The 21210-nt window shown below is 69.1% G+C and carries 19 protein-coding genes; 9 read left to right on the top strand and 10 right to left on the bottom strand.

What is annotated here, in order from left to right; all coding sequences use genetic code 11:
• The first annotated feature begins 1163 nt into the window (after positions 1-1163).
• The 4 genes from F3H10_RS14225 to thrC all read left to right on the top strand — a co-directional run bounded on the left by F3H10_RS14225 (position 1164) and on the right by thrC (position 3805).
• The gene (locus tag F3H10_RS14225; protein WP_149785441.1) at positions 1164-1379 is read left to right on the top strand and encodes a hypothetical protein; all 216 of its coding nucleotides are present in this window, start codon (positions 1164-1166) and stop codon (positions 1377-1379) included.
• 54 nt (positions 1380-1433) lie between these two features.
• Positions 1434-2111: a uracil phosphoribosyltransferase gene (gene upp / locus F3H10_RS14230; protein WP_149785442.1), complete on the top strand. Its 678-nt coding sequence runs from the start codon at positions 1434-1436 to the stop codon at positions 2109-2111.
• Between the two features lie 129 nt (positions 2112-2240).
• Positions 2241-2459, top strand: coding sequence for a DUF7569 family protein (locus F3H10_RS14235; protein ID WP_149785443.1), 219 nt, complete (start codon positions 2241-2243; stop codon positions 2457-2459).
• A 62-nt stretch (positions 2460-2521) separates the two neighbouring features.
• Positions 2522-3805, top strand: coding sequence for a threonine synthase (gene thrC / locus F3H10_RS14240; RefSeq protein ID WP_149785444.1), 1284 nt, complete (start codon positions 2522-2524; stop codon positions 3803-3805).
• A 25-nt stretch (positions 3806-3830) separates the two neighbouring features.
• Here the strand turns inward: thrC and F3H10_RS14245 are convergent, their stop codons facing one another.
• From F3H10_RS14245 to F3H10_RS14260, 4 genes are all read right to left on the bottom strand, one after another.
• Positions 3831-5012, bottom strand: coding sequence for an aspartate kinase (locus F3H10_RS14245; RefSeq protein WP_149785445.1), 1182 nt, complete (start codon positions 5010-5012; stop codon positions 3831-3833).
• Between the two features lie 235 nt (positions 5013-5247).
• Positions 5248-6183: an NAD-dependent epimerase/dehydratase family protein gene (locus tag F3H10_RS14250; protein ID WP_149785446.1), complete on the bottom strand. Its 936-nt coding sequence runs from the start codon at positions 6181-6183 to the stop codon at positions 5248-5250.
• Between the two features lie 82 nt (positions 6184-6265).
• The gene (locus F3H10_RS14255) at positions 6266-6865 is read right to left on the bottom strand and encodes a hypothetical protein (protein WP_149785447.1); all 600 of its coding nucleotides are present in this window, start codon (positions 6863-6865) and stop codon (positions 6266-6268) included.
• Between the two features lie 455 nt (positions 6866-7320).
• On the bottom strand, positions 7321-8931 hold the full coding sequence (locus tag F3H10_RS14260) for an ABC transporter permease (RefSeq protein WP_149785448.1): 1611 nt from the start codon (positions 8929-8931) through the stop codon (positions 7321-7323).
• Positions 8932-9060: 129 nt separating this feature from the next.
• Here F3H10_RS14260 and F3H10_RS14265 point away from each other — a divergent pair, with 129 nt between their 5' ends.
• Genes F3H10_RS14265 through F3H10_RS14275 form a run of 3 tightly spaced genes read left to right on the top strand, consistent with a single transcriptional unit; the run spans position 9061 to position 12132 of the window.
• The gene (locus F3H10_RS14265; protein ID WP_149785449.1) at positions 9061-9639 is read left to right on the top strand and encodes a gluconate 2-dehydrogenase subunit 3 family protein; all 579 of its coding nucleotides are present in this window, start codon (positions 9061-9063) and stop codon (positions 9637-9639) included.
• Positions 9636-11246: a GMC family oxidoreductase gene (locus tag F3H10_RS14270; RefSeq protein WP_149785450.1), complete on the top strand. Its 1611-nt coding sequence runs from the start codon at positions 9636-9638 to the stop codon at positions 11244-11246. Before F3H10_RS14265 ends, F3H10_RS14270 begins: the two co-directional genes overlap by 4 nt.
• 55 nt (positions 11247-11301) lie before the next feature.
• The gene (locus tag F3H10_RS14275; protein WP_149785451.1) at positions 11302-12132 is read left to right on the top strand and encodes a dolichyl-phosphate hexose transferase; all 831 of its coding nucleotides are present in this window, start codon (positions 11302-11304) and stop codon (positions 12130-12132) included.
• Positions 12133-12146: 14 nt separating this feature from the next.
• Here F3H10_RS14275 and F3H10_RS14280 read toward each other — a convergent pair whose 3' ends face one another.
• The 4 genes from F3H10_RS14280 to F3H10_RS14295 are packed head-to-tail and all read right to left on the bottom strand — an operon-like array spanning position 12147 to position 17943.
• Complete coding sequence (locus F3H10_RS14280) at positions 12147-14420, bottom strand: ArnT family glycosyltransferase (protein ID WP_149785452.1); 2274 nt, start codon at positions 14418-14420, stop codon at positions 12147-12149.
• A gap of 15 nt (positions 14421-14435) precedes the next feature.
• Positions 14436-15569: an extracellular solute-binding protein gene (locus tag F3H10_RS14285; protein ID WP_149785453.1), complete on the bottom strand. Its 1134-nt coding sequence runs from the start codon at positions 15567-15569 to the stop codon at positions 14436-14438.
• Between the two features lie 39 nt (positions 15570-15608).
• Complete coding sequence (locus tag F3H10_RS14290; RefSeq protein ID WP_149785454.1) at positions 15609-16790, bottom strand: alpha-1 4-glucan-protein synthase; 1182 nt, start codon at positions 16788-16790, stop codon at positions 15609-15611.
• Between the two features lie 22 nt (positions 16791-16812).
• Positions 16813-17943, bottom strand: a complete 1131-nt coding sequence (locus F3H10_RS14295) for a lysylphosphatidylglycerol synthase transmembrane domain-containing protein (protein ID WP_149785455.1) — start codon at positions 17941-17943, stop codon at positions 16813-16815.
• Between the two features lie 185 nt (positions 17944-18128).
• Here F3H10_RS14295 and F3H10_RS14300 point away from each other — a divergent pair, with 185 nt between their 5' ends.
• A complete protein-coding gene (locus F3H10_RS14300) occupies positions 18129-18323 on the top strand; it encodes a hypothetical protein (RefSeq protein WP_149785456.1) in 195 nt (64 codons plus the stop codon).
• Between the two features lie 101 nt (positions 18324-18424).
• The gene (locus tag F3H10_RS14305; RefSeq protein ID WP_149785457.1) at positions 18425-19453 is read left to right on the top strand and encodes a DUF7504 family protein; all 1029 of its coding nucleotides are present in this window, start codon (positions 18425-18427) and stop codon (positions 19451-19453) included.
• A gap of 92 nt (positions 19454-19545) precedes the next feature.
• On the opposite strand, the gene rpsJ is transcribed toward F3H10_RS14305, so the two are convergent.
• Together rpsJ and tuf are read right to left on the bottom strand one after the other, a co-directional pair.
• Entirely contained in the window at positions 19546-19854 is a 309-nt protein-coding gene (rpsJ, locus tag F3H10_RS14310; protein WP_023497061.1) for a 30S ribosomal protein S10, read from the bottom strand.
• A 3-nt stretch (positions 19855-19857) separates the two neighbouring features.
• Positions 19858-21123 (bottom strand): translation elongation factor EF-1 subunit alpha, encoded by a 1266-nt coding sequence (tuf, locus tag F3H10_RS14315; protein ID WP_149785458.1) that lies wholly within the window; start codon positions 21121-21123, stop codon positions 19858-19860.
• Positions 21124-21210: the final 87 nt, after the last annotated feature.

A 21210-nucleotide genomic window follows, 5' to 3' on the forward strand; every position in this document is an offset into this window, starting at 1 on the left:
GTAAAAGAGAATCGTTGCTGGCGGAGTGAACACCGCCAAAGCCCCAGCCACGAGGACTCGCGCGGCTCGTTGTGCTCCTCGTCGCTCACTTTGTTCGCTCCTGCGGTGCTTACTTCGCCGGGCTTCGTCCTCGTGGCAGCGAGGCGCTCCGCGCCTCTGGCAGCCGGCGGCTCCGCCGCCGGCGACTGCCCCTTTGAGTCCCACCCCGCACAGCACCGTAACCGCACCTCACGCCTCCCCAGCCTCGCGGCTCGTTCCACTCGCCGCGTCCCTCGCGGGCTCCTCGCGCCCGTTGGACGCTCGGAGGCGCGCCACCGCAATCGATCGCCACTCCTTAGACTGTACTGAACGATTCGTGAGTCCTCTCCGAGTACTGGAGATTTAGCACTCTTATCGTTTTGAAACGCTATGATTATGATTTACTTCACGTATTTTTGAAATAGGTCGAACTGATACACAAGTAAATACGCCAATACCAAGCCAATCGCTATTGAAGCGAGTCCTATCTTAAAGTCGGTAGGGGCATGTAGTGGTCCAAACAGTGCGCCGAGGATGAACCCGGTGGTGGTGAGCACTGCCGCGACAACACCGAAGATAGCTCCTTTATCCATCAGCTTCTTACACTCACTTTAAGACTGCGTGTCGGTGGTACCCTCTTCTCGAAGGAACAACCGGTCAACGGCCACCATACAAATCAAAAAGGTGATTACAAATACGACAATGACACCGACCACTCCGGGAAGGCCTCCGAGTCCTACCGTGGGGACGAGTGTCGCAGCAGCGCTCGCAATTGCGAACGATACTAACAAGAAACCAAGATTCTCGTTCCAAGTTGGTTCTCTATTCAACACATCTCTTAATTTTCTTTAAACGCGAAGTGTACAAATAAGTTGCTCTGCCGAGGCCCTGTCTTTCGTGATGTGGCCAGAACGCGTCGCGTTCTGGCTGCTAGCCAGAAATCAGAGACCTCTGGCGATGACGAAACGGCTCCGTCGTTTCGAACCACGAGCGATTCACCGCCGGCGAGGCGAACGCCGAGCCGGCGGCTTTTTCCCTCCAGGTTTTTCGAGGAGCGGTTCCCGAAGCGAACGTAGTGAGCGCCGGGAACCCGACGAGAAAAAGGTGGAACAAAGACCTAAGTGTCGCTCCCTCCGCCTTCACGCATGAGCGAGGAGCGCAAGGGACTCTCGGACGGGCTCGAGGAGTCGAGCGGCGACCCGCGGGTGGTGCTCGCGCTGAACGCCGTCCTGTCGCTGTGGCTGGGGTGGACGGTCGTCTGGGGGCTCGACCTCCTCGAAGTGATGGAGTACGGGCTCACCACGGTCGCGGGCGTCGCGCTCGCGATCTTCGCGCTGACGTACGTGGTCGTGCTACAGTGATGACGCGCGCGACAGCGGTCACCTTTTAATCCGAACGCGACTACCTCCCCGATAATGACCATCGAAGACCGGGACACCGCGTACCTCATCACCCACGCGCTGGCGAAGGACACCCTCTCGCGGCTCCGCGACGTCGAGACCGAGCAGGTCGCCTTCCGAAAGGGGTTGGTGAAGCTCGGCCGGATCTGCGGCTACGAGGTCATCGACGGTGCGATGGGGACCGAGTACGTGCCCGTCGAGACGCCGCTCGCGGAGACGACCGGCGAGCGCGTGAAGGGGATGGACGACGTGGTGATCGTCAACGTGCTCCGGGCGGCGACCCCGTTCGTCGAGGGACTCCTGAAGGCGTTCCCGCGGGCGAAACAGGGCGTGATCTCCGCCGGCCGCGACGAGGCCGCGGGCATGAACGAGAACGGGGAGTTCCCGATCACGATCGACTACGTGAAGCTGCCCGAGATCGGTCCCGACGACACCGTGATCGTCGCCGATCCGATGCTCGCGACCGGCTCGACGATGTGTGCCGTCCTCGAGCACATCCTCGCGGAGGCCGACGACTTCGAGGACCTGTTCGTGCTCTCCGCGGTCTCCGCGCCGGACGGCCTGATCCGCGTCGGGGAGGCCTTCCCCGAGGCCGACCTGCTGACGGTCGCCATCGACGACCGGCTCGACGACGACGGCTTCATCGTCCCCGGGCTCGGCGACGCCGGCGACCGCGCCTTCCGGACGACGTGAATCGAGCGAGCACACGCGCCGCTCGCACGTCACTCGCACCATCCGACCGCCGCTCGCCCGCCGCCCGCACACCACGCGCGTGCGTCGACCGTGACGAGTTTTTAAGGGCACTCGCCGAGAGCGACCCGTATGAGCGACGCGCCGACGACCGAACCCTGTGACGCCTGCGGGGAGCCGACGACGGACGCGCTCGCCCGAACGGTTCGACTCAGCGTCGACCGGGCGAACATCGACACCCAACGGCTCTGCCCCGAGTGTTTCGCCGAGTGGATCCAGCGCTATCAGGCGGAGATGGGCGGCGGGACCGGTCGGGACGACGGCTCCGACTCCGAGATCATCGTCGACTGATCCGGGGTCACCGTCGGTCCCCATCGGCCGGCTTAAGGTACGGGGGAACCGACGATGGATCAATGAGCCTCGCCATCGACGCCGCGACCCCCGACGCGCCCGACTGTGCGGACGACGGGACCTGGCTCGCCTGTATCGCCTGCGGCGAGACGTTCGCCCCGTTCGAGGAGGTCCGCTACACCTGCGACGACTGTGACGGCCTGCTCGAGGTCCGCTACGCCGACCCGCCGACGTTCGAGGAGTTCGGCGCGGGCGCGTCGACCGACGGCCCCGATCGCGGCGTGTGGCGCTACCGCGAGGGGCTTCCCTTCGACCTCGGCGTGACGCTGCCGGAGGGCGACACCCCGCTCCACCGCGTCCCCCGGATCGAGGAGTCGGTCGGGGTCGACGCGCTCCGGATCAAACACGAGGGGATGAATCCCACCGGTTCCTTCAAGGACCGCGGAATGACCGTCGGCGTCCGCGTCGCCCAGGAGCTCGGCGTCGGCGCGCTCGCCTGCGCGTCCACCGGCAACACCTCGGCCGCGCTCGCGGCCTACGGCGGCCGCGCCGACATGCCGACGCTCGTGCTCCTTCCGCAGGGGAAGGTCGCCGCCGGGAAGGTCGCGCAGGCGAGCCTCCACGGCGCGCGCATCCTCGAGGTCGACGGCAACTTCGACGCCTGCCTCGACATCGTCCAGGCGCTCGCCGCCCGCGGCGAGGCGTACCTGCTCAACTCGCTGAACCCGTTCCGTCTGGAGGGCCAGAAGACGATCGGCTTCGAGATCCTCGAGGAGTTCCACGCCGACCACGGGACGTACCCCGACCGGATCGTCCTCCCCGTCGGCAACGCGGGCAACACCGCGGCGCTGTACAAGGGGTTCCGCGAGCTCGTCCAATCGGGCGCGCTCGCCGTCGACGACGTACCCAAGCTGACCGGCGTTCAGGCCGAGGGGGCCGCCCCGATGGTCGAGGCGATCGAGGCGGGCAACGACGAGATCCGGCGGTGGGAGGAGGTCGAGACGCGCGCGACCGCGATCCGCATCGGCAACCCGGTCAACGCGCCGAAGGCGATCCCCGGGATCCGGAACACGGGCGGCACCGCCGTCGCCGTGAGCGACACGGAGATCACCGACGCTCAGCGCCAGCTCGCGGGCGAGGGGGTCGGCGTCGAGCCCGCCTCCGCGGCGAGCCTGGCCGGGCTGAAGAAGCTCCGGCACGAGGGCGTCGTCGACGACGACGAGACCGTGGTCTGTCTCACGACCGGCCACCTGCTGAAGGACCCCGACGCCGCCTACGAGGCCGGCGGCGACCCGGAACCCGTCCCCAACGACGTCGACGCGGTCATCGAGCACTTGGACGGGTAGTTCGCTCGGAACGGAATCGAGGGGCTCAGTCGAAACAGGACTGGACGATCTCCAGGGCCGCCTCGCGGTCGTCCCAGTCGACGAACACCGCGACGGAGGTCGCGCTCGTGATCAGGTCGATGATGTTGATACCCTCCTCGGCGAGCGGCCCGATGATGTCCTGGATGACGCCGGACTGGTTGGGGAGCTCGCCGCCGGTCACGCGGATGACCGCGATCGGATCGTCGACGGTCACCGACGAGAGCGTCTCGTCCTCGACGACCGTCTCGTGTAACACCGCCTCCGCGCGCTCGGCGACGTCGACGTCGACGTAGAAGGTGACGGAGTCCATCCCCGAGGCGACCGCGTCGATGTTGATCTCCTCGCGTTGGAGGCCGTCCGAGAGGTTCGAGAGGATCCCGGGCCGGTTTCGGATCGCCCTGCCGGCGACCGTGAGACACGCGAGCGGCGTCTCCCGCATGTCGATGAGGTTCTCGAACTGCCCCTCGATCCGGGTCCCGCCCCTGAGCAGGTCGCCGTGTTGGTAGTGGACGACGCGGACCGCGAGCTTCTCGCTCTTGTACGAGAGCGCCGACGGGGCGACGACCTCCGCGCCGCGGAACGAGAGGTTCCGGAGCTCGTCGACGGTGATCCGGCCGACGTTTCGAGCGCCCTCGACGACCCGCGGGTCGCCGGTCATCACGCCCTCGACGTCGGTGACGATGACGACCTCGTCGGCGTCCATGTAGTTGCCGAGCATGACCGCCGTCGTGTCCGAGCCGCCGCGGCCGAGGGTGGTGACGTTCCCGTCGTGGTCCTCCGCGAGGAACCCGGTGATGATCGGGACGACGCCGTCGAGTCGGGCGGCGAGCGCCTCGGCGCGTCGACGCGTCTCCTCGACGTCGACCTCGCCGAGCTCGTTCGTGATGACCGGCCAGTCGGGGTGGCCGGGCTCGAGGAAGACCGCCTCGATGCCGCGGACCGAGAGGGCGGCCTTCAGCATCCGCACGCTGGTCCGTTCGCCCATCGACACGATCTCCGCGCGGTCCGCGTCGTCCGTCTCGAAGGTGATGTCGTCGAGGAGGTCGTCGGTGGTCGACCCCATCGCGCTCGCGACCACGGCGATCTCGTGGCCGGCCTCGACCGCGTTGGCGACCGAGTCGGCCGCGCGGTCGATCCGGTCGCCGCTCCCGAGGCTCGTCCCGCCGAACTTCGCGACTACGCGCATGCTCGCCCTCCGATCTCGTCGGCTTCGTCGTTCCCCGACGGTCGTCGTCGCACTCGCGGAGCGGCCGAGGAGCCCACGACGTCCCCCGGTCGGGGGCTCGAGACGGCGTGACTGTCACTAAACATGCGACCTCGTAACGGAGGGGACCGGATAACTGTGTCCACTTCGACAAGGGTCGCCCCAAGCCGTCCGGCGACCGGGCTCGTTCCACCGGCGGTGACCCGAGGCGGTCGGCTCACTCGACTATCTCGTCGATCAACTGCCGCGCCGCGCGGCGGACCGCCTCGTCGCTCTCGATCGACGGCTCCCACCCGAGCGCGGCCAGCCGCTCGATCGACAGGCGCATCCGCGGTACGTCGCCCGTCCAGCCGCGGTCGCCGCCGGTGTACTCGTACTCGGGGTCGACGCCGAGCTCCTCGCTCACGATGTCGGCGATCTCCGTCACCGAGGTCGTCGTCCGCGTCCCGAGGTTGTAGACGTTCAGGTCGTCGTCGGCGTGCTCGACGACGTGGCGGATCGCGTCGACGCACTCGGTGACGTGCATGTAGGACTTCTCCTGGCGGCCGTCGCCGAGGATCGTCAGCTCGGTCGGGTCGTCGTCGAGCTTCTCGATGAAGTCGGGGATCACGTTGCCGCGCTGGTGGGGGCCGACGATGTTCGCGAACCGGAACACCCACGACCGTACGCCGTAGGAGTGCGCGTACGTCGAGATCAGCGCCTCGTCGGCCAGCTTCGAGGAGCCGTAAATGGAGATGGGCTCGAGCGGCGCGTGGTCCTCGGGCGTCGGCCGGGGGGCCTCGCCGTAGACGGTCGAGGAGGAGGTGAACGCGAAGCGGTCGACGCCGACCTCGCGCATGCGTTCGAGGACGGCGTGCGTCATCGCGGTGTTCGCCTCGAACAGCTCGCGGTCGTCGTCGTAGTTCGTGTCCGTGTACGCCGCGAAGTGGAAGACGACGTCGAGGTCCGCGGTGACGACCTCGGCGACGTCGTCGGGGTCGGTCACGTCGGCTCGAACGAACTCCGCGCCGTCGGGAACGCGGTCGCGGTCGCCCTTCGAGAGGTCGTCGGCGACGCGGACGGTCGCGCCGGCCTCGAGGAGCCGGGCCGCGAGGTGGCTCCCGACGAGGCCGGCTCCACCCGTGATCAGCGCGTGTGAATCGGCGAGGTCCATACGCGCTCGTGGCGGGTGTCGGGTAAGTACGTGTGGGATTCGGACGACCTCGGACGAACTCGGATGCTCTCGGACGAACGAGTCAGAAACCCCAGCGGATCCCGGACATGGTGGCGACGATGGCGATCATCAAGACGAGCTCGACCATGCTCAACATGCCGTACTTCTTGTTCAACTCGGCGAGCCGTTCGTGGTCGGTCTCCTCGGCGGCGATCTCGTCGAACATCCCGGAGGTGAACGCGTGAAGCGGGCCGAACCCGAGAACGAGCAGCGCGACCGCGAGGACGAGCGCCGCCCACAGCGACGGGGTGGGAGAGGCCAACAGTCCCATCATGGCGGCGAGCCCGAGCCCGGAGCCGACGACGCCGACCGAGACCGGCTCCATGAGGATGTTCATCTTCGGGACGAACCCCGAGGCGAACTCGACGTTCGCCTCCTCGGAGAGCGAGCCCATGACGGGCCCCAAGACGACCGCGCCGAGCACCGCGGTGCCGAACCAGAACGCGCCGAGAAAGAGGTGGACGGTGAACATGACCCGGATATCGCCGGAGAGATACCCGAGGAGGGGCAAGAGGAGGGGAACCGCGACGGCACCGACCGCGAAGGGTCGGCTCGCCGCGTCGGCCATCAGTCGGTAGCGTTCGCGCCGGTTCGTCGGTCGGTGTGCGTCTACCAGTGACATGTCGGATCGCTCTCAGTGACGGATCGACCGTGCGTCATCTGGTTATTAAGTGATGTGATAGTCACAAATACACGAGAGTGGCTCCGTTGCGATCCGGTCTTTCTAGACGTGTTTTCGTGTGAAACGCCCAGTCGTTGGAGCGTGCTTGTAGGACGGGTGTTTCGATGGGGATCGGGATGAGTGAAAGAGGATCGTTGCTGGCGCGGTGACTGTTTTCAAAGCGCCAGCCACGAGGACTCACGGCTTCGTCGCCGGCGACTCCGCCGCCGGCGACTGCCCCTTTGAGTCCCACCCCGCACGGCCCCGTAACCGCACCTCACGCCTCCCCAGCCTCGCGGCTCGTTCCACTCGCCGCGTCCCTCGCGGGCTCCTCGTGCCCCTCCGGGGCACTCGGAGGCGCGCCACCGCAATCGATCGCTCACTCCTTAGACCGACTGAACTGGAGATCGAGAGGCTCACAGCCCCTCCTCGCCACCCTCCTGTGCGAGGATGACGACCATCGAGAGTCCGGAGATGACGAGCAGGATGAGCGTGGGCACGACGGCGTACTGGTAGAGCGCGGTCTCCTGTGCGCGCCAGATCTGGGTGACGATGGTCTCGAAACCGGACGGTCGGAGGATGAGCGTGACGGGTAGCTCCTTCATCGTCGTGAGGAAGACGAGGGCCGCGCCGGCGACGATCCCCGAGCGGGTGAGCGGGAACGTCACCCGCCGGAACGCGCCCATCGAGGACTCCCCGAGCGTGCGGCCCGCCTCGACCAACCGGGGATCGACCCCGAGGATCGACGTCCGGGTCGACCCCACGGCCTGCGGCAGGAACCGAACCACGTACGCGAACACGAGGAGGGGAAGCGTCTGGTAGAGCCACGGCAGGTATCCCGATCCGAAGTAGACCAACGCGAGCGCCAACACGATCCCGGGGACGGCGAAGCCGACGTAGGTCGCCCGCTCGAACAGCGTCGCGAGCGGCGAGTCGTGGGTGGCCGCGAAGTACGCGACGGGCAGGGCCGCGAGCGCGGCGACGACGGCGGCCGCGGCGGCGACGGACACCGAGTTGAGCACCTGTATCGGCTCGAAGGCCATCGAGGGGCGGCGGCCGGCGTCCGACCGGACCAGCCACAGCCCGAGGATCCAGAGCGGGACGAGGAGCGCGGTCGCGGCAACCGACGCGGGAGCCAGCGTCGCCGGCCAGCGCCACCGGCCGAGGCGCACGAGGTCGCCGGTGGTGCCCGCGTCGTCGCCGTGGGTGGTCCGGTTCGACCGGACGAGCCACTCCAGCGCGAGCACGACGAGCACGACGCCGAGCAGCTGTAAGGAGAGCAGCGCGGCGTAGTCACGGCCGAACGCGTTGTACTCGACGTAGATCTGCCGGGTGAACACGGGCAGGCGCATGATCGAGGGCGTCCCGAAGTCGGAGACCGCGTACAGCGCCGCCAGGAGGGATCCGGCGGCGACCGCCGGACGGATCACGGGCAGCGTCACCCGCCGGAACGCCTCGGCGCGGCCGTGGTTCAGGGTCCGCGCCGCCTCGATCAGCGTCGTGTCGAAGGAAAGCAGCGCGGCCCGCGTCGAGAGGTAGACGTACGGATACGTGTACAGCGTGATCACGAGGATCGATCCGGGGAGGCCGTAGACGTCCGGGAGCCGCTCGATGCCGAGCGGCGCGAGCACGTCGTGGAACTCGCCGCGGGGACCGAACGCGGAGACGAACGCGAACGCCCCGACGTAGCTGGGGACGACGAGCGGGAGCGCGACGACGACCGACCAGAACCGGCGGAACGGGAGGTCGGTCCGGACCGTCAGGTACGCGAGCGGCACGCCGAGCAGGATCGAGAGTCCCGTCACGCCCGCCATCAGGAGCAGGCTGTTGAGCAGCACCTCGACCGTTCCGGAACTGACGAGGAGCTCACGCGCGCGGTCCGGGTCCACGGTGACGGCCTCGATCACCAGCCACGCCAGCGGGAACACGAGCGTCGCGGCGATCGCGGCGGAAAGCAGCGTCAGCCCCGGCGGGAGTCGCCCGTCGCCGTCGGTCGCTCCGTCGATGATGCGCTGTATTCTGCTCATGGGTCGGAAGGGGGACCGGGTTCGATCCGGAAGGAAGGTGCTGTCTCGGTTAGGAATTCCGATCCGAGCGGCATCGAGTACGCGATCGACTCCGACGGGTATAAGGATTTAGGGTAGCCTAAACCACGCATGGAGCTGACGAGACGCGATGCCGTGGCCGCGCTGGCCGCCGTGGGTGCGGCGGGCGGGGTCGCCGTCGGCGTCCGTCACGCGGGAGGTGGCGGTCAGGACGCTGCGGGCGGCGAGGCGGACGGCGACGGCGGGCGGCACGACGACGCCGACGGCGGCGCGGACGAGGAGACGGTTCGGTCGACGATGGTCGCGGTCGCGGCGGTCGTCTACCCGGACGCGGTCTCGAACGTCGAGGCGTTCGTCGACCGCTTCCTCGACGGGCGGCTGGACGGGTCCGCACACGCGGCGGGGCTCCGCGAGGCCGTCGCCGACCTCGAGGCGGCGTCCCGGTCCTGGTACGACGCGCCGGTCGCTGAGCTGTCGGCGGCCGACCGCGAGGAGCTGCTCCGGGGGACCGGTGCCGACACCGCCGAGGAGGACCCCGACGGGACGACCGCCGAGCGAGTCCGGTACTACGTCGTCAACGACCTCCTCCTGGCGCTGTACGCCTCGCCGACGGGCGGGGAGCTGGTCGGTATCGAGAACCCGCAGGGACACCCCGGCGGGGCGGAGAGCTATCGACGGGGGCCGAAATGAGTGGGGGGGACACCGAGACCCGGGATATCGACCGCAGCCCGGTCGCGAACGCGGACGTCTGCGTCGTGGGCGCGGGGCCGGCCGGCGCGCTCGTCGCCGACCGGCTGGCCGCCGACCGCGACGTGGTGGTGCTCGACGCCGGGCCGCGGTTCGACCCGGCGGACCGGCTCGCGAGACAAGAGCGGGCGATCCGCCCCTCCTACGACCGGCCGGACGTGTGGGACGTGGGCGGCGATCGCGACGCCCATGCCAGCTCCGGCGAGCGCTTCTACCCGCTGAACCACGCCCGCGTCAAGGGGGTCGGCGGGTCGACGCTCCACTGGCAGGGGATGGTGATGCGCCTGCACGAGGACGACTTCAACTCCGGGACGGCTCGGGGCGTCGGTCCCGACTGGCCGATCGACTACGCGGACCTCCGGCCGTACTACGCCGAGGCCGAGCGCGAGCTGGGCGTCGCCGGCGCGTCGGACAACCCGTACGCGCCGCCCCGCGAGGAGCCGCACCCGATGCCGGCGTTCGAGCCCTCCTACAGCGACTCGCTGTTCGCGGAGGCCTGCGAGTCGCTGGGGATCGACATGCACTCGGTGCCGAACGCGCGCAATTCGGAGCCGTACGACGGCCGCTCGCCCTGCGTCGGGTACGGGACGTGCCAGCCGGTGTGTCCGAGCGGCGCGAAGTACGACGCGACGGTCCACGTCGACCGCGCGGAGTCGAACGGGGCGACCGTCATCGACCGCGCCCCGGTCCAGCGGCTGGAACACGACGCCGACCGGGTGACCGCAGCGGTCTACGCGACGCCCGACGGCGAGGAGCACCGCCAGGCGGCCGACGCGTTCGTCGTCGCCTGCGGCGGCGTGGAGACGCCACGGCTCCTCCTGCTCTCCGACTCCGAGCACTACCCGGACGGCCTCGCGAACTCCAGCGGGACGGTGGGGAGGTTCTTCATGGACCACCTGTTCGCGGGCGTCGGGGGCGTCCTCGACGAGCCGACCCGACAGAACCACGTCGGCTTCTACACGAGCGCCTGCGATCAGTTCTATGACGGGGCCGACGAGGATATCGCCCCGTTCAAACTCGAGTTCTTCAACTACGCCGGCCCCTCTCCGGTCGAGTCGGCGCTCTCCGGCGACGACTGGGGGGACGCGCTCCTCGACCGACTGCGCGAGGAGTACGGGAACCACGTCGCGGTCGGCGGGCTCGTCGAGCAGCGCCCGAGCGCCGACAGCTACGTCGGTCTCGATCCGGAGCGCACCGACGACCACGGCAACCCCGTCCCCGACGTCCACTGGTCCGTCGACGACCGCGCACTCCGCACCATCGAGCGCGCGAACGGGATCCAGCGGTCGATCCTCGAGGAACTCGGCGCGGAGATCGAGTGGGTGACCGGCCCGGACGCGACCGGACCCGCCTACCACCACATGGGGACGACCCGGATGAGCGACGACCCCGATCGCGGCGTCGTCGATGCCGGCTGTCTGACCCACGACCTCGACAACTGCTGGATCGCCTCGAGTTCGGTCTTCCCGACGAGCGGGGCCATGAACCCGACGCTCACCATCGCCGCGTTGGCGCTGCGGGTCGCGGACCACGTCGAGTCGCGGGTCTGACACTGTTTTAGGCAAACCTAAAAATTCAAGTGGGTGCGGTCGTTCTGCTTGCGTAATGAGCGAGTCACTCACGCCGTCGGCGGTCGGGTCGGGAGACGACGCGACCGGGAGTCCCACCGTCGACGACGCGGCAGCCGACGATTCAGCTACCGACGACGGGGCGGCCGAAACCGCGACGGACGGCGAGGACGGCACGGGCGACGCGTACACCTTCGAGGACGTCAGCGTCGTGATGGGGACGTACAACGAGGAGGCGGCGATCGGGACCGTCCTCTCGGACGTCGAGCGGGTCACGGACGGGAGGGCCGAGGTGGTCTGTGTCGACGGCTCCTCGGACCGGACGCCGGAGATCGCCCGCGAGCACGGCGCGCGCGTCATCGAACAGGAGCCGCAGGGGTACGGCGTCGCCGTCCGCGAGGCGATCCTCGCGCCCGACCGGCCGATCGTCGTCACGGCCGACTGCGACGACACCTACCCGATGGAGGCGCTGCCGGAGTTCCTCGAGGCGATCAACGCGGGCGCGGACGTGGTGAGCGGCGACCGGCTCTACCACGGGGCGAGCGCGATGCCCGCGTTCAACCGCCTCGGCAACCACGCGTTCGCGGCGATCGCGAGCCTGCTCATGGCGGAACGCGTCCATGACACCACGACGGGGATGCGCGCGTACCGCCGCGAGGTGGTCGAGGACATCGCGTGGACCGAGAACACCGGCCTCTCCGCCGAGCTCCTGATCCGGCCGCTGATGCGCGGCTACGACGTACGCGAGCGCCCGATCGACTACGCCGAGCGCCTCGGCGAGACCAAACTCGACCCGATCGAGGGCGGCGCGGCCATCGCGAAGTCGATCGTCACAGTGTGTCTCGAGGAGCGGCTGCGGCGGCTCTGAGCGGTTCGAGAGTTCTACGCTTCGTCCGCCTCGACGTCGGTCCCGAAGACGACCCAGTCGGGGTGTGCGTCGGGGTCGTCCGGGAGGTAGGTCCCCTCGTTCCCGCACTCGATGACGAGCGGACAGACGGAGCGCTCCGGGGGCCACACGACCTCGACGCGGTCTCCGTCGGTCCGGACCGTCGCCTCCTGCCGGTAGGTGAACGTCGACCCAGCGGGGTCGACGAGCGTCACCGTGAGGACGACCGTGTCGGCCTCGACTTCCGTTCCGTTCCCGTCGCCGGCCCCGTCCGTGCCGCCGTTCCCGCCTTCCTCGACCTCGATCGGCACCGCCGTCCCCGGATCGCCGGCCAGCCGCGCTCCGTCGGCGTCGATCGACCAGTCGACCGCGATCGGATCGCCGGGGTCCTCGACGACGTAGCTCGCGCGACCCGTGGGCTCGCCGTCGACCGTCAGCCGGACCCGGGCGCGCTCGACGCGTTCCGGCGTCCCGACGGTCGTTTCGGCCGAGAGCGTCGCCCCCCGACGCACGTCGATCGGTTCGAGCTTCGGGGCGACGTGTCGGTCCGGGTTCGGCGTCCACTCGCCGCGGTACGCGTAGCGGTACGCGGTCCGGTTCGGGTACGCGTCGAGCACGGCGAAGTCCTCGCCCGGATCGCGGTCGAGCGCATACACGACCTCGCCGTCGAATCCGGGATCGTTCCGCAGCGTCTGGAACGGGTGGTTCTGCCACTCCCCGTACGGGGTCGGGACGAGGACGAGCGCGTCCTCGAGCGACGTCGACTCGACCGGCTCGTAGGCCGCCTCGTACTTCTCGGCGTTCGCCGCGTTCCGGTCGAGCGGCGTCGCGAGGACGGCCGCGGCGGCGACCCCGCCCGCGAGAAGGACGACCGCGACCGCGACGACGACGACCACCCTGGCCCGGTCCGGGGAGACGACCGCCGAGAGCCGCGCCCGGAGCCGCGGGAGCGCCCGCCACCCGGCGAGGAGCGCGACGCCGCCGAACACGGAGAACGGAACGAGGAGGTCGAAGTGGTAGAACGGGCCGAAGCCCGCGACGAGCCCGTCGGTCGGGTCGGAGAGCGTCGCGAGCAGGTTGTGGGTCCCCCAGAAGAACAGGTTGCCGACGACGACCGAGCCCGCCACGCCCGCGAGCAGGAGCCCCGCGGTGCGCTCGAAGCCGGCGTCGGCGTCGACCGCCCCTTCTCGACCCCCGGTCGACACGCGCTCGCCGCGCCGCCAGCGACGGACGGCGAGCGCGCCGCCGGCGAGCGCGAGCGCCGAGCCGATCGGCCCGGCCGTCACCCATCGGGTCGCGAGGAACCACAGGGCGTAGGCGTTCGATTCGAGCGCGAGCCCGAGCGTGTAGTCGGCCGAGTGGCCGAGGATCCGCCGCTCGCCGAAGCCGGGGCCGTCCATCGGGGCGAACGCCTGATACGGGAACGTCAGCGGCGACCCCGTCAGCCGGAGGTTGTACGCGAGCGTCAAGCCGACGAAGGCCGTCCCGAGAAGCGCCGTGAGCCCGTGTCGACGGACGGGACCGGGAACGGAGAGGGGGACGCCGGAGGAGCGGACGGAGCGGAGCCCGCTCGCCCGGAGGGACGACGCCACTCGAACGAGCGCGTGACAGATGAACGGGGCCGCGAACAGCACCGCGGTGTAGGGGCGCGCGAAGAACGCGAGCCCGACCGCGACGCCCGCGACGCCGGCGGCCGGCAGCGACCCGTCCCGGACGCTCCGGAGGTACGCGACCGCGAAACACAGGTTGAGGAACGTCGTCGGCGCGTACGGGAGGAACGTCGAGCCGGTCACGAGCGCGAGCGGCGACGCCGCGAACAGCACCGCGGCGGCGACGCCGACCCGCCGGTCCGCGACCATCGACCCGAGCAGGTACACGAGCGCGGCGTTGCCGGCGGCGACGACCGCGAGCGTGACCCGCGGCTCGCCGAGGATCCCCATGGAGACGGCGTACATCGCCGCGGGGACCGGCGTGTACTTCGGGTAGAGCCGGCCGCCGTCCTCGACGAAGAACCACGGGTGGAACGCGTCGGCGAGCGATCCGGCGTGTAACTCCAGTTGCCCCGACAGCAACATCGCGGCCTGCGTGAGGTACACCGCCTCGTCGTGGTTGCTGGAGTGGTACGCGAAGACGGTCGCGGCGATCGCGAAAGTAAGGAGGCCGGCGACGCCGGCGACGAGAAGCGCCGCGAGCGTGACGCGATCGGCTCGGGCCAGTCGCTCGCGGGCGGCGCTCGCGAGCCGGATCGGACGGAGGAGGCGGGACGACACGGGATCCGGGGGAGCTCAGACCTCGACGCCGGCGTCGCGCATGAGGTCGATCGTCGGTTCGAGGTCCGACAGCTGGGTCAGGTCGATGTCCGGGACGTCGAGCTCGTCGATGGTCGGCAGGTCGCCGATCGGCTCGACGTCGGGGATGAGCGGATACTCGAAGGTCGTCCGGGCGAAGTAGTCCTGTGCCTCCGCCGAGAGCAGGTGCCGGACGAAGTTCTCGGCGAGGGTGGCGTCCGACGCGGTGTCGACGACCGCGGCCCCCGCGACGTTGAACACCGCGCCGGCGTCGCCCTCGGTGAAGGCGGTCGCGATCGACGCCTCCGGGTTGCCGTCGAGGACGCGCTGGATGTAGTAGTGGTTCGTGAACGCGGCGTCGATCTCCCCGTCGGCGATCGCCTGACAGGCGGCGAACTCGTCGGGGTAGCTCGCGATACCCGACTCGACGACCGCCTCGAGCCAGCTACGGGTCGCCTCCGGGCCCTCGATGAGCCGCATCGCGGTCACGAACGCCTGACAGGAGCCGTAGGAGGGGGCCCACCCGAGGTCGCCGGAGAACTCCTCCGGGTACGCCATGACGCTGCTCGGCAGGTCCTCCTCGGAGAACTCGTCGGTGTTGTACGGGACGGTGCGGGCGCGTCCCGAGGTGCCGATCCACTGGTCGGTGCGGAACTCCTCGCGGACCATCCCCGTGACCTCCTCGGAGAGCGCTTGGGTGCGCCCCGCGTCCGCGAGCGCGCCGAGCGACCCCGCGTTGACCGAGTAGAAGACGTCCGCGGGCGATCCCTCGCCCTCGTTCGCGATCTGGTTCACGAGGTCCGTCGAGCCGGCGTACCGGACGGTGAGCGAGAAGTCGTCGTACTGCTCGTCGATGTAGGAGACGAGCTCGCCGACGAGGAACTCGCCACGGCCGGAGTAGACGGTGAGTTCGCCCTCGAGGTCCGGCATCTCGGCGATCGGGGTGCCGCCGGGGAGTCCGCGTCCCGCGCGGCCGGACCCGATCTGGCCGACCGTCGACTCGGTCGCGTCGTCGCCCCCGCCGGGAAGCCGGTCGAGGCAGCCGGCCGCGCCGAGCGCGCCGAGCGCGCCGGTCGCGGCGAGGAAGCGTCGTCTGTCGGTTCCGTCGGAAGAAGGATCGGTTTCTGGCATGTGTTTTAGGGCAGCCTAAATGAACTTAGTCGTGTCGGTTCAGTCGTCCGCTACCGCCGGCGTCCGGTCGAGCGCCTCGAGACAGTCGAGCCAGTCGCGCATGTGCTCGCCGACGTGGACGAGGAACTCCCCGTTCCGGTACTCGTCGAACTCGCCGTCGGCGAGCCGGTCGGCCATCGCGTCGTACGCCTCGGCGTAGCCGGCGGCGTCCGCGCCGGCGTCGTGGACGAGCTCCCAGAGGTGCTCGTTGAGCTCCAAGCCCGCGACCTCGTTGTGGAGGTCGTCGAACGTCGAGCGCGCGGCCTTGTTGTGCTCACAGAGCGGCCAGCCGTTGTAGATCCGCTTGTCGAGCACGTCGCAGGCGCGTTTCAGGAAGACCCCCGACCAGATGTCGTCGAACCGGCCCACCTCCCACTCGTTGTCGTCCATCGGGAGCTGGTAGAACGCCGGGATCACCTCGCGGCGGAACGCGAGGTTCATCGAGCACACCGTGAGGTAGTTACCGCGCGCGGCGACGAAGTCCTCGCCGAAGTCGTCGGCGCTCGTCCGCGTCTGTGCCTGTCCCTCGAGGTCGCCGTCCATCAGGATCCGCACCGCGTCGAGGTCGGGCACGTTCGTCCAGAGCCCCTGTGAGGCGACGACCTCGCCGCCCTCGATCTCCACCGCGTCGGTCTCGACCGTCTCGTTCATCGCCGAGTACGGGTAGCCACGCGGATAGAGGCCGTGCTCGTCGGCGTTCTCGTAGAGGACGTTCACCCAGTTCTCGTCCGACCGGACGCGCGTCACCTCCCCCTCGAACGCGAGGTTCGCCATGTGTCGGCCGAAGTAGTCCTCGTCGTCGTGCGGGAGCGTGTCGTCGTCGATGAAGACTCCGTACTCGAACGCGGGGTTCGCCCACATGTACAGCAGGCCGAAGCTCGTCTCGGCGTGGCTGGCGGCCGGGACGACGTGGGCGTACTCCCCGACCCCGTTCTCCGCGTACCACTCCTCGCGACGGCTCCCGTCGAAGACCTCTCCCGACACGTCGAGCGCGTCGAGCATCGAGCGCATCTCCGCGACGTCACAGAAGTCCTCGGTGACCAACACGAAGTGTAGTCGCGACGTGTCGAACCCGTGTTCGCGCGCGTTCTCGACGTACGCGCGGACGCACTCGTACTCCCGGATCGTGGGGACGATCACACAGACGTCGGATCCGTCCCTCGCGTTACGGCGTTCGTCCATGTCCCCAAATTTTTAGGCTGGCCTAAAAGCTTGGCGGTCCGGCGGCGGACGGGTCGCTCTCGCCGGTCGCGGGCTCGGCGTCTTCGGGATCGCCCGTCGGCAGGCGGTCGAACGCGAGCGCGGCCGCCCCGCCGCCGCCGAGCGTGACCGCGTTCTTCAGCGCGTGGTCGAGGACCGCCGCGACGACCGCCGTCTCGACGGGGATCGCGGTGGTGCCGACGACGAGCCCGACGAACGCGGCCTCGTAGAGGCCGATGCCGCCCTGCGAGAGCGGCAGCACCTTCGCGAGGTTCCCGGCGCTGACCGCGAGCGTCCCGACGGTCACGAGCGTCCACGCCGGAACCGTCCCGCCGAACCCTCCCACGAGCGCGGCGAGGACGAGCACCGCGGTGACGACGTCGAGCCCCCACACGAGGAGGCTCCCGGCGTAGACCCGGGCGAGCCCGCGCGGGGCCACGGCGACGACGCGGACGGCCGCGCCGAACCGCACGGCCGCGTCGACGACCCCCGAGAGGCGGGAACCCTCGACGCGAGCGCGGAGCGCGGGACCGAACGCCCGGTCGCTTCGTGCGACCCAGACCGTCGAGACGGCGAGGAGAAGCGCCGCGGCGGCGATCCCGGCCGCGGCCGCGAGCGGCGTCGAGGCACCCTCCGTCCCGACCGAGCGGCTTCCGAGCAGGAGGACCGCGAGGGCGGAGCCCCCGAGCGTGGCCACCGCCACGAGGTCGAAGCCGCGCTCGACCGCCAGCGAGGCGACGCCGGTGGGATAGGGCACGTCCCGCCGCCGCTTGAGGAGGTACGCCCGGACGCCGTCCCCGGCGCGCGCCGGCACGACGAGGTTCGCCGTCTGGCTCGCGAACACGGCGGCGGTGAGGAAGCCGACGCCGTGCCGCCGGTCCATCGGCGCGAGCACGTCCCCGTACCGCCGCCCCCGGAGCGGCCACGAGGCCAGGTACGCGAGGACGGCGAGCGCGAGGAACCGCGGGTCGGCCGCGGCGACCGCCGCGAGGAGCGCGTCCGTCTCGACGGTCCGTGAGAGCACCGCGACGCCGACTCCGAGGACGCCGACGGTGCCGAGGAGGGTGAGCCGACCGCGGGAGGGGCCGCTCGCCGCGATCCGGTCACGGACTCGACGGAGCCGGGACCCGCTCATCGTCCGGCGTCCCCTCCGGTCGCGGACTCCTCGGGGGCGGTCGTCGCGGATCGAGAGCGGTCACGCACGCGGTCGGCCGACATACAGTTCGTTTAGGTTGGCCTAAATCATATAACGCTGGCGGTTCGTTCGGAGGCGGGACGACACGCGGGGAGAAAACACTCGCGTCGTCCGTGACGACGCCCGTGTCCCTCCCCGAAGCCGAGAAACGGCGCGAAGCGCGTCGCTCCGCCGACCGAGACGACGGTGACGGCGACCGCGGAGCGACCGATGCGTCGACCTCCGCGGTCGGCGTTCCCCTCGTCGTCGCGCTCCTGGCACACGCCACGGGGGCCTTCGTCGGACTCCTCGCCGGGCGCGCGCGGCTGCTGGAGCGGTAGACCCACTCGGAGCCGTGGCGCGGGTCCGGCATGAGTGACTGTGGATAGCAACGTGATATCTGAACGACGAGTTTATCTCGATCGGACGCCGAACGGCGCTAGTGGTAGGTTCGGATCGCACGCTACGCGACTACGTCGGCCGATCGTCGTCCGTTCTCTTGCTGGCTCCCTCGCAGGAGTCCCCCGACGACGGCGCCTGTATCGATCTGCTGACTCACGATCCGCCCGAACACACCAACGTGCTGAGCGTTACGCTTTCGGCATCCCCCGCCGAGCGCCTGTCGGTCTGGCAGCGTGAAGCCGGCAGCGAGCTCCCGACGAGGGTGACGATCGTCGACGGAAGGCGGGAGATGACGACCGATCGGCTCCCGGTCTCCGAATCGGGATCGATCTCCGTACGCGGACTTCCCGAGGACGCGGACCTCCACGACGTCGGGTTCGCGATCGCCAGCCAGCTCGGCGCGTGGAAGGACACCGACGAGACGACGGTCCTGTGTCTTCACTCCGTGACGCGGCTGCTCGCCGCCTACGAGACCGACCGCGTGATCGCCCTGATCACCGCCCTCAACCGCCTCTGTGAGCGTCTCGGCGTGATCGCCCACAGCCACGTCGACCCGGACGCACACGACGAGGAGACGGTGGCGACCCTTCGACCGCTGTACGATACGGTCATCGAGCACACGCCGGCCGACGGCTGGATCCCGACGGAACGCGAGGAGACGACGCGGACTCCGTCGTTCCGTTCGACGACGCCGCCGCCGGGCGGGACCGCGAGAACGGACCCGGACCGCCCCGAAACGGTGCCGATGCGCCACTCCTTCGATAGGATACTGGAACTGCTGTCGTGCCCACGCCGGCGCACGCTCCTGTATCACTTGAAGAACCAGCCGAATCAGACCGTCCCGCTCGACCGGCTGGTCGAGGAGATCCACGACATCGACCGGTCGCTGCCGATGCGCGACTCGTCCCCGCCGGAGGTGGTCCGCGAGGAACTCCTTGATACCCACCTCCCGATGCTTCAGGAGGCCGGGATCGTCCGGTACGACGCCGACGCCGAATCGGTCCACTACACCGAGAATCGGGGCTTGGAGTCCTTCCTCCGGTACGTCGAAACGATCGAGTTGGGCTGAGATACCGGTCGGTCCGAGACGGTCGAGGACGAACGACGCCGTCCGACGTGAGAAACGAAAACGGAGAGCGTGGCGCGAACGCGCCTTAGCGCTTAGTCCTCGAGAACGATCTCGATGCTGACGTCGTTGGGCACCTGGACGCGCATGAGCTGGCGGAGCGCGCGTTCGTCGGCGTCGATGTCGATCAGCCGCTTGTGGACGCGCATCTCCCAGTGCTCCCACGTCGCCGTCCCCTCACCGTCCGGGGACTTCCGCGACGGGATCTCCAGCGTCTTCGTCGGAAGCGGGATCGGGCCCGACAGGGCGACCCCCGTCGAGTCCGCGATCTCGCGGACGTCGTCGCAGATGGCGTCGAGGTCCTCGGGGCTGGTACCGGCGAGGCGGACGCGTGCCTGCTGCATCGATTATCGCTCGTTGACTTCGAGCACTTTCCCGGCCGCGATGGTCTGACCCATGTCGCGGATGGCGAAGCTGCCGAGTTCCGGGATCTCGCCGGACGGCTCGATGCTGAGCGGCTTCTGCGGGCGAACGGTGACGACCGCGGCGTCGCCCGACTTGATGAAGTCCGGGTTCTCCTCGGCGACCTCGCCCGAGGAGGGGTCGATCTTCTGGTCGATCGACTCGATCGTACAGGCGACCTGCGCCGTGTGCGCGTGGAAGACCGGGGTGTAGCCGGCCGTGATCACCGACGGGTGCTGCATGACGACGACCTGCGCCTTGAACGTCTCGGCGACGCTCGGCGGGTCGTCGGCGGGACCACACACGTCGCCGCGACGGATGTCGTCCTTGCCGAGACCGCGGACGTTGAACCCGACGTTGTCGCCGGGCTCGGCCTTGGGAACCTCCTCGTGGTGCATCTCGACCGTCTTCACCTCGCCGCCCACGTCGGACGGCTGGAAGGAGACGTTGTCCCCCGTGTTGAGGATGCCGGTCTCGACGCGTCCGACGGGGACGGTCCCGATGCCGGAGATGGTGTAGACGTCCTGGATGGGGAGCCGGAGCGGCGCGTCCGTCGGCGGCTCGGACTCGGGCAGGTCGTTGAGCGACTCCAGCAGGGTGGGGCCGTCGTACCAGCCGGTGTTCTCGGACTCCTCGGAGATGTTGTCGCCCTCGAACGCCGAGATCGGCACGAACGTCGTGTCGTCGGTCGCGAAGCGGACCTGGTTGAGCAGGTTCTTGACCTCCTCGACGACCTCGTCGTACGTGGACTCCTGGTAGTCGACCAGGTCCATCTTGTTGACGCCGATGATGAGCTCGTTGATGCCCAGCGTGCGGGCCAGGAACACGTGCTCTCGGGTCTGGGGCGCGACGCCGTCGTCCGCCGCGACGACGAGGACCGCGTTGTCGGCCTGCGAGGCACCCGTGATCATGTTCTTCACGAAGTCACGGTGGCCCGGGCAGTCGACGATGGTGAAGTAGTAGGAATCCGTGTCGAACTCCTGGTGGGCGATGTCGATCGTGACGCCACGCTCGCGCTCCTCGGCGAGGTTGTCCATCACGTAGGCGAACTCGAAGCCGCCTTTGCCCTTCTCTTCTGCTTCCTCGCGATGCTGCTCGATTACGTGCTCGGGGACGCTCCCCGTCTCGAAGAGGAGTCGACCCACGAGCGTACTCTTGCCGTGGTCGACGTGGCCGATAATGGCCAGATTCTGGTGCGGTTTGTCACTCATGGGGTAATCACGCGCTAAGGCGCTCTGTGAGTACGTTTTCGGTTGATTCCACTAAAACGGTTTCGATACGCACCACAGTCGAGAACG

This window comes from Halorubrum aquaticum (genome assembly GCF_900113615.1).
Taxonomy (GTDB): Archaea; Halobacteriota; Halobacteria; order Halobacteriales; family Haloferacaceae; genus Halorubrum; species Halorubrum aquaticum.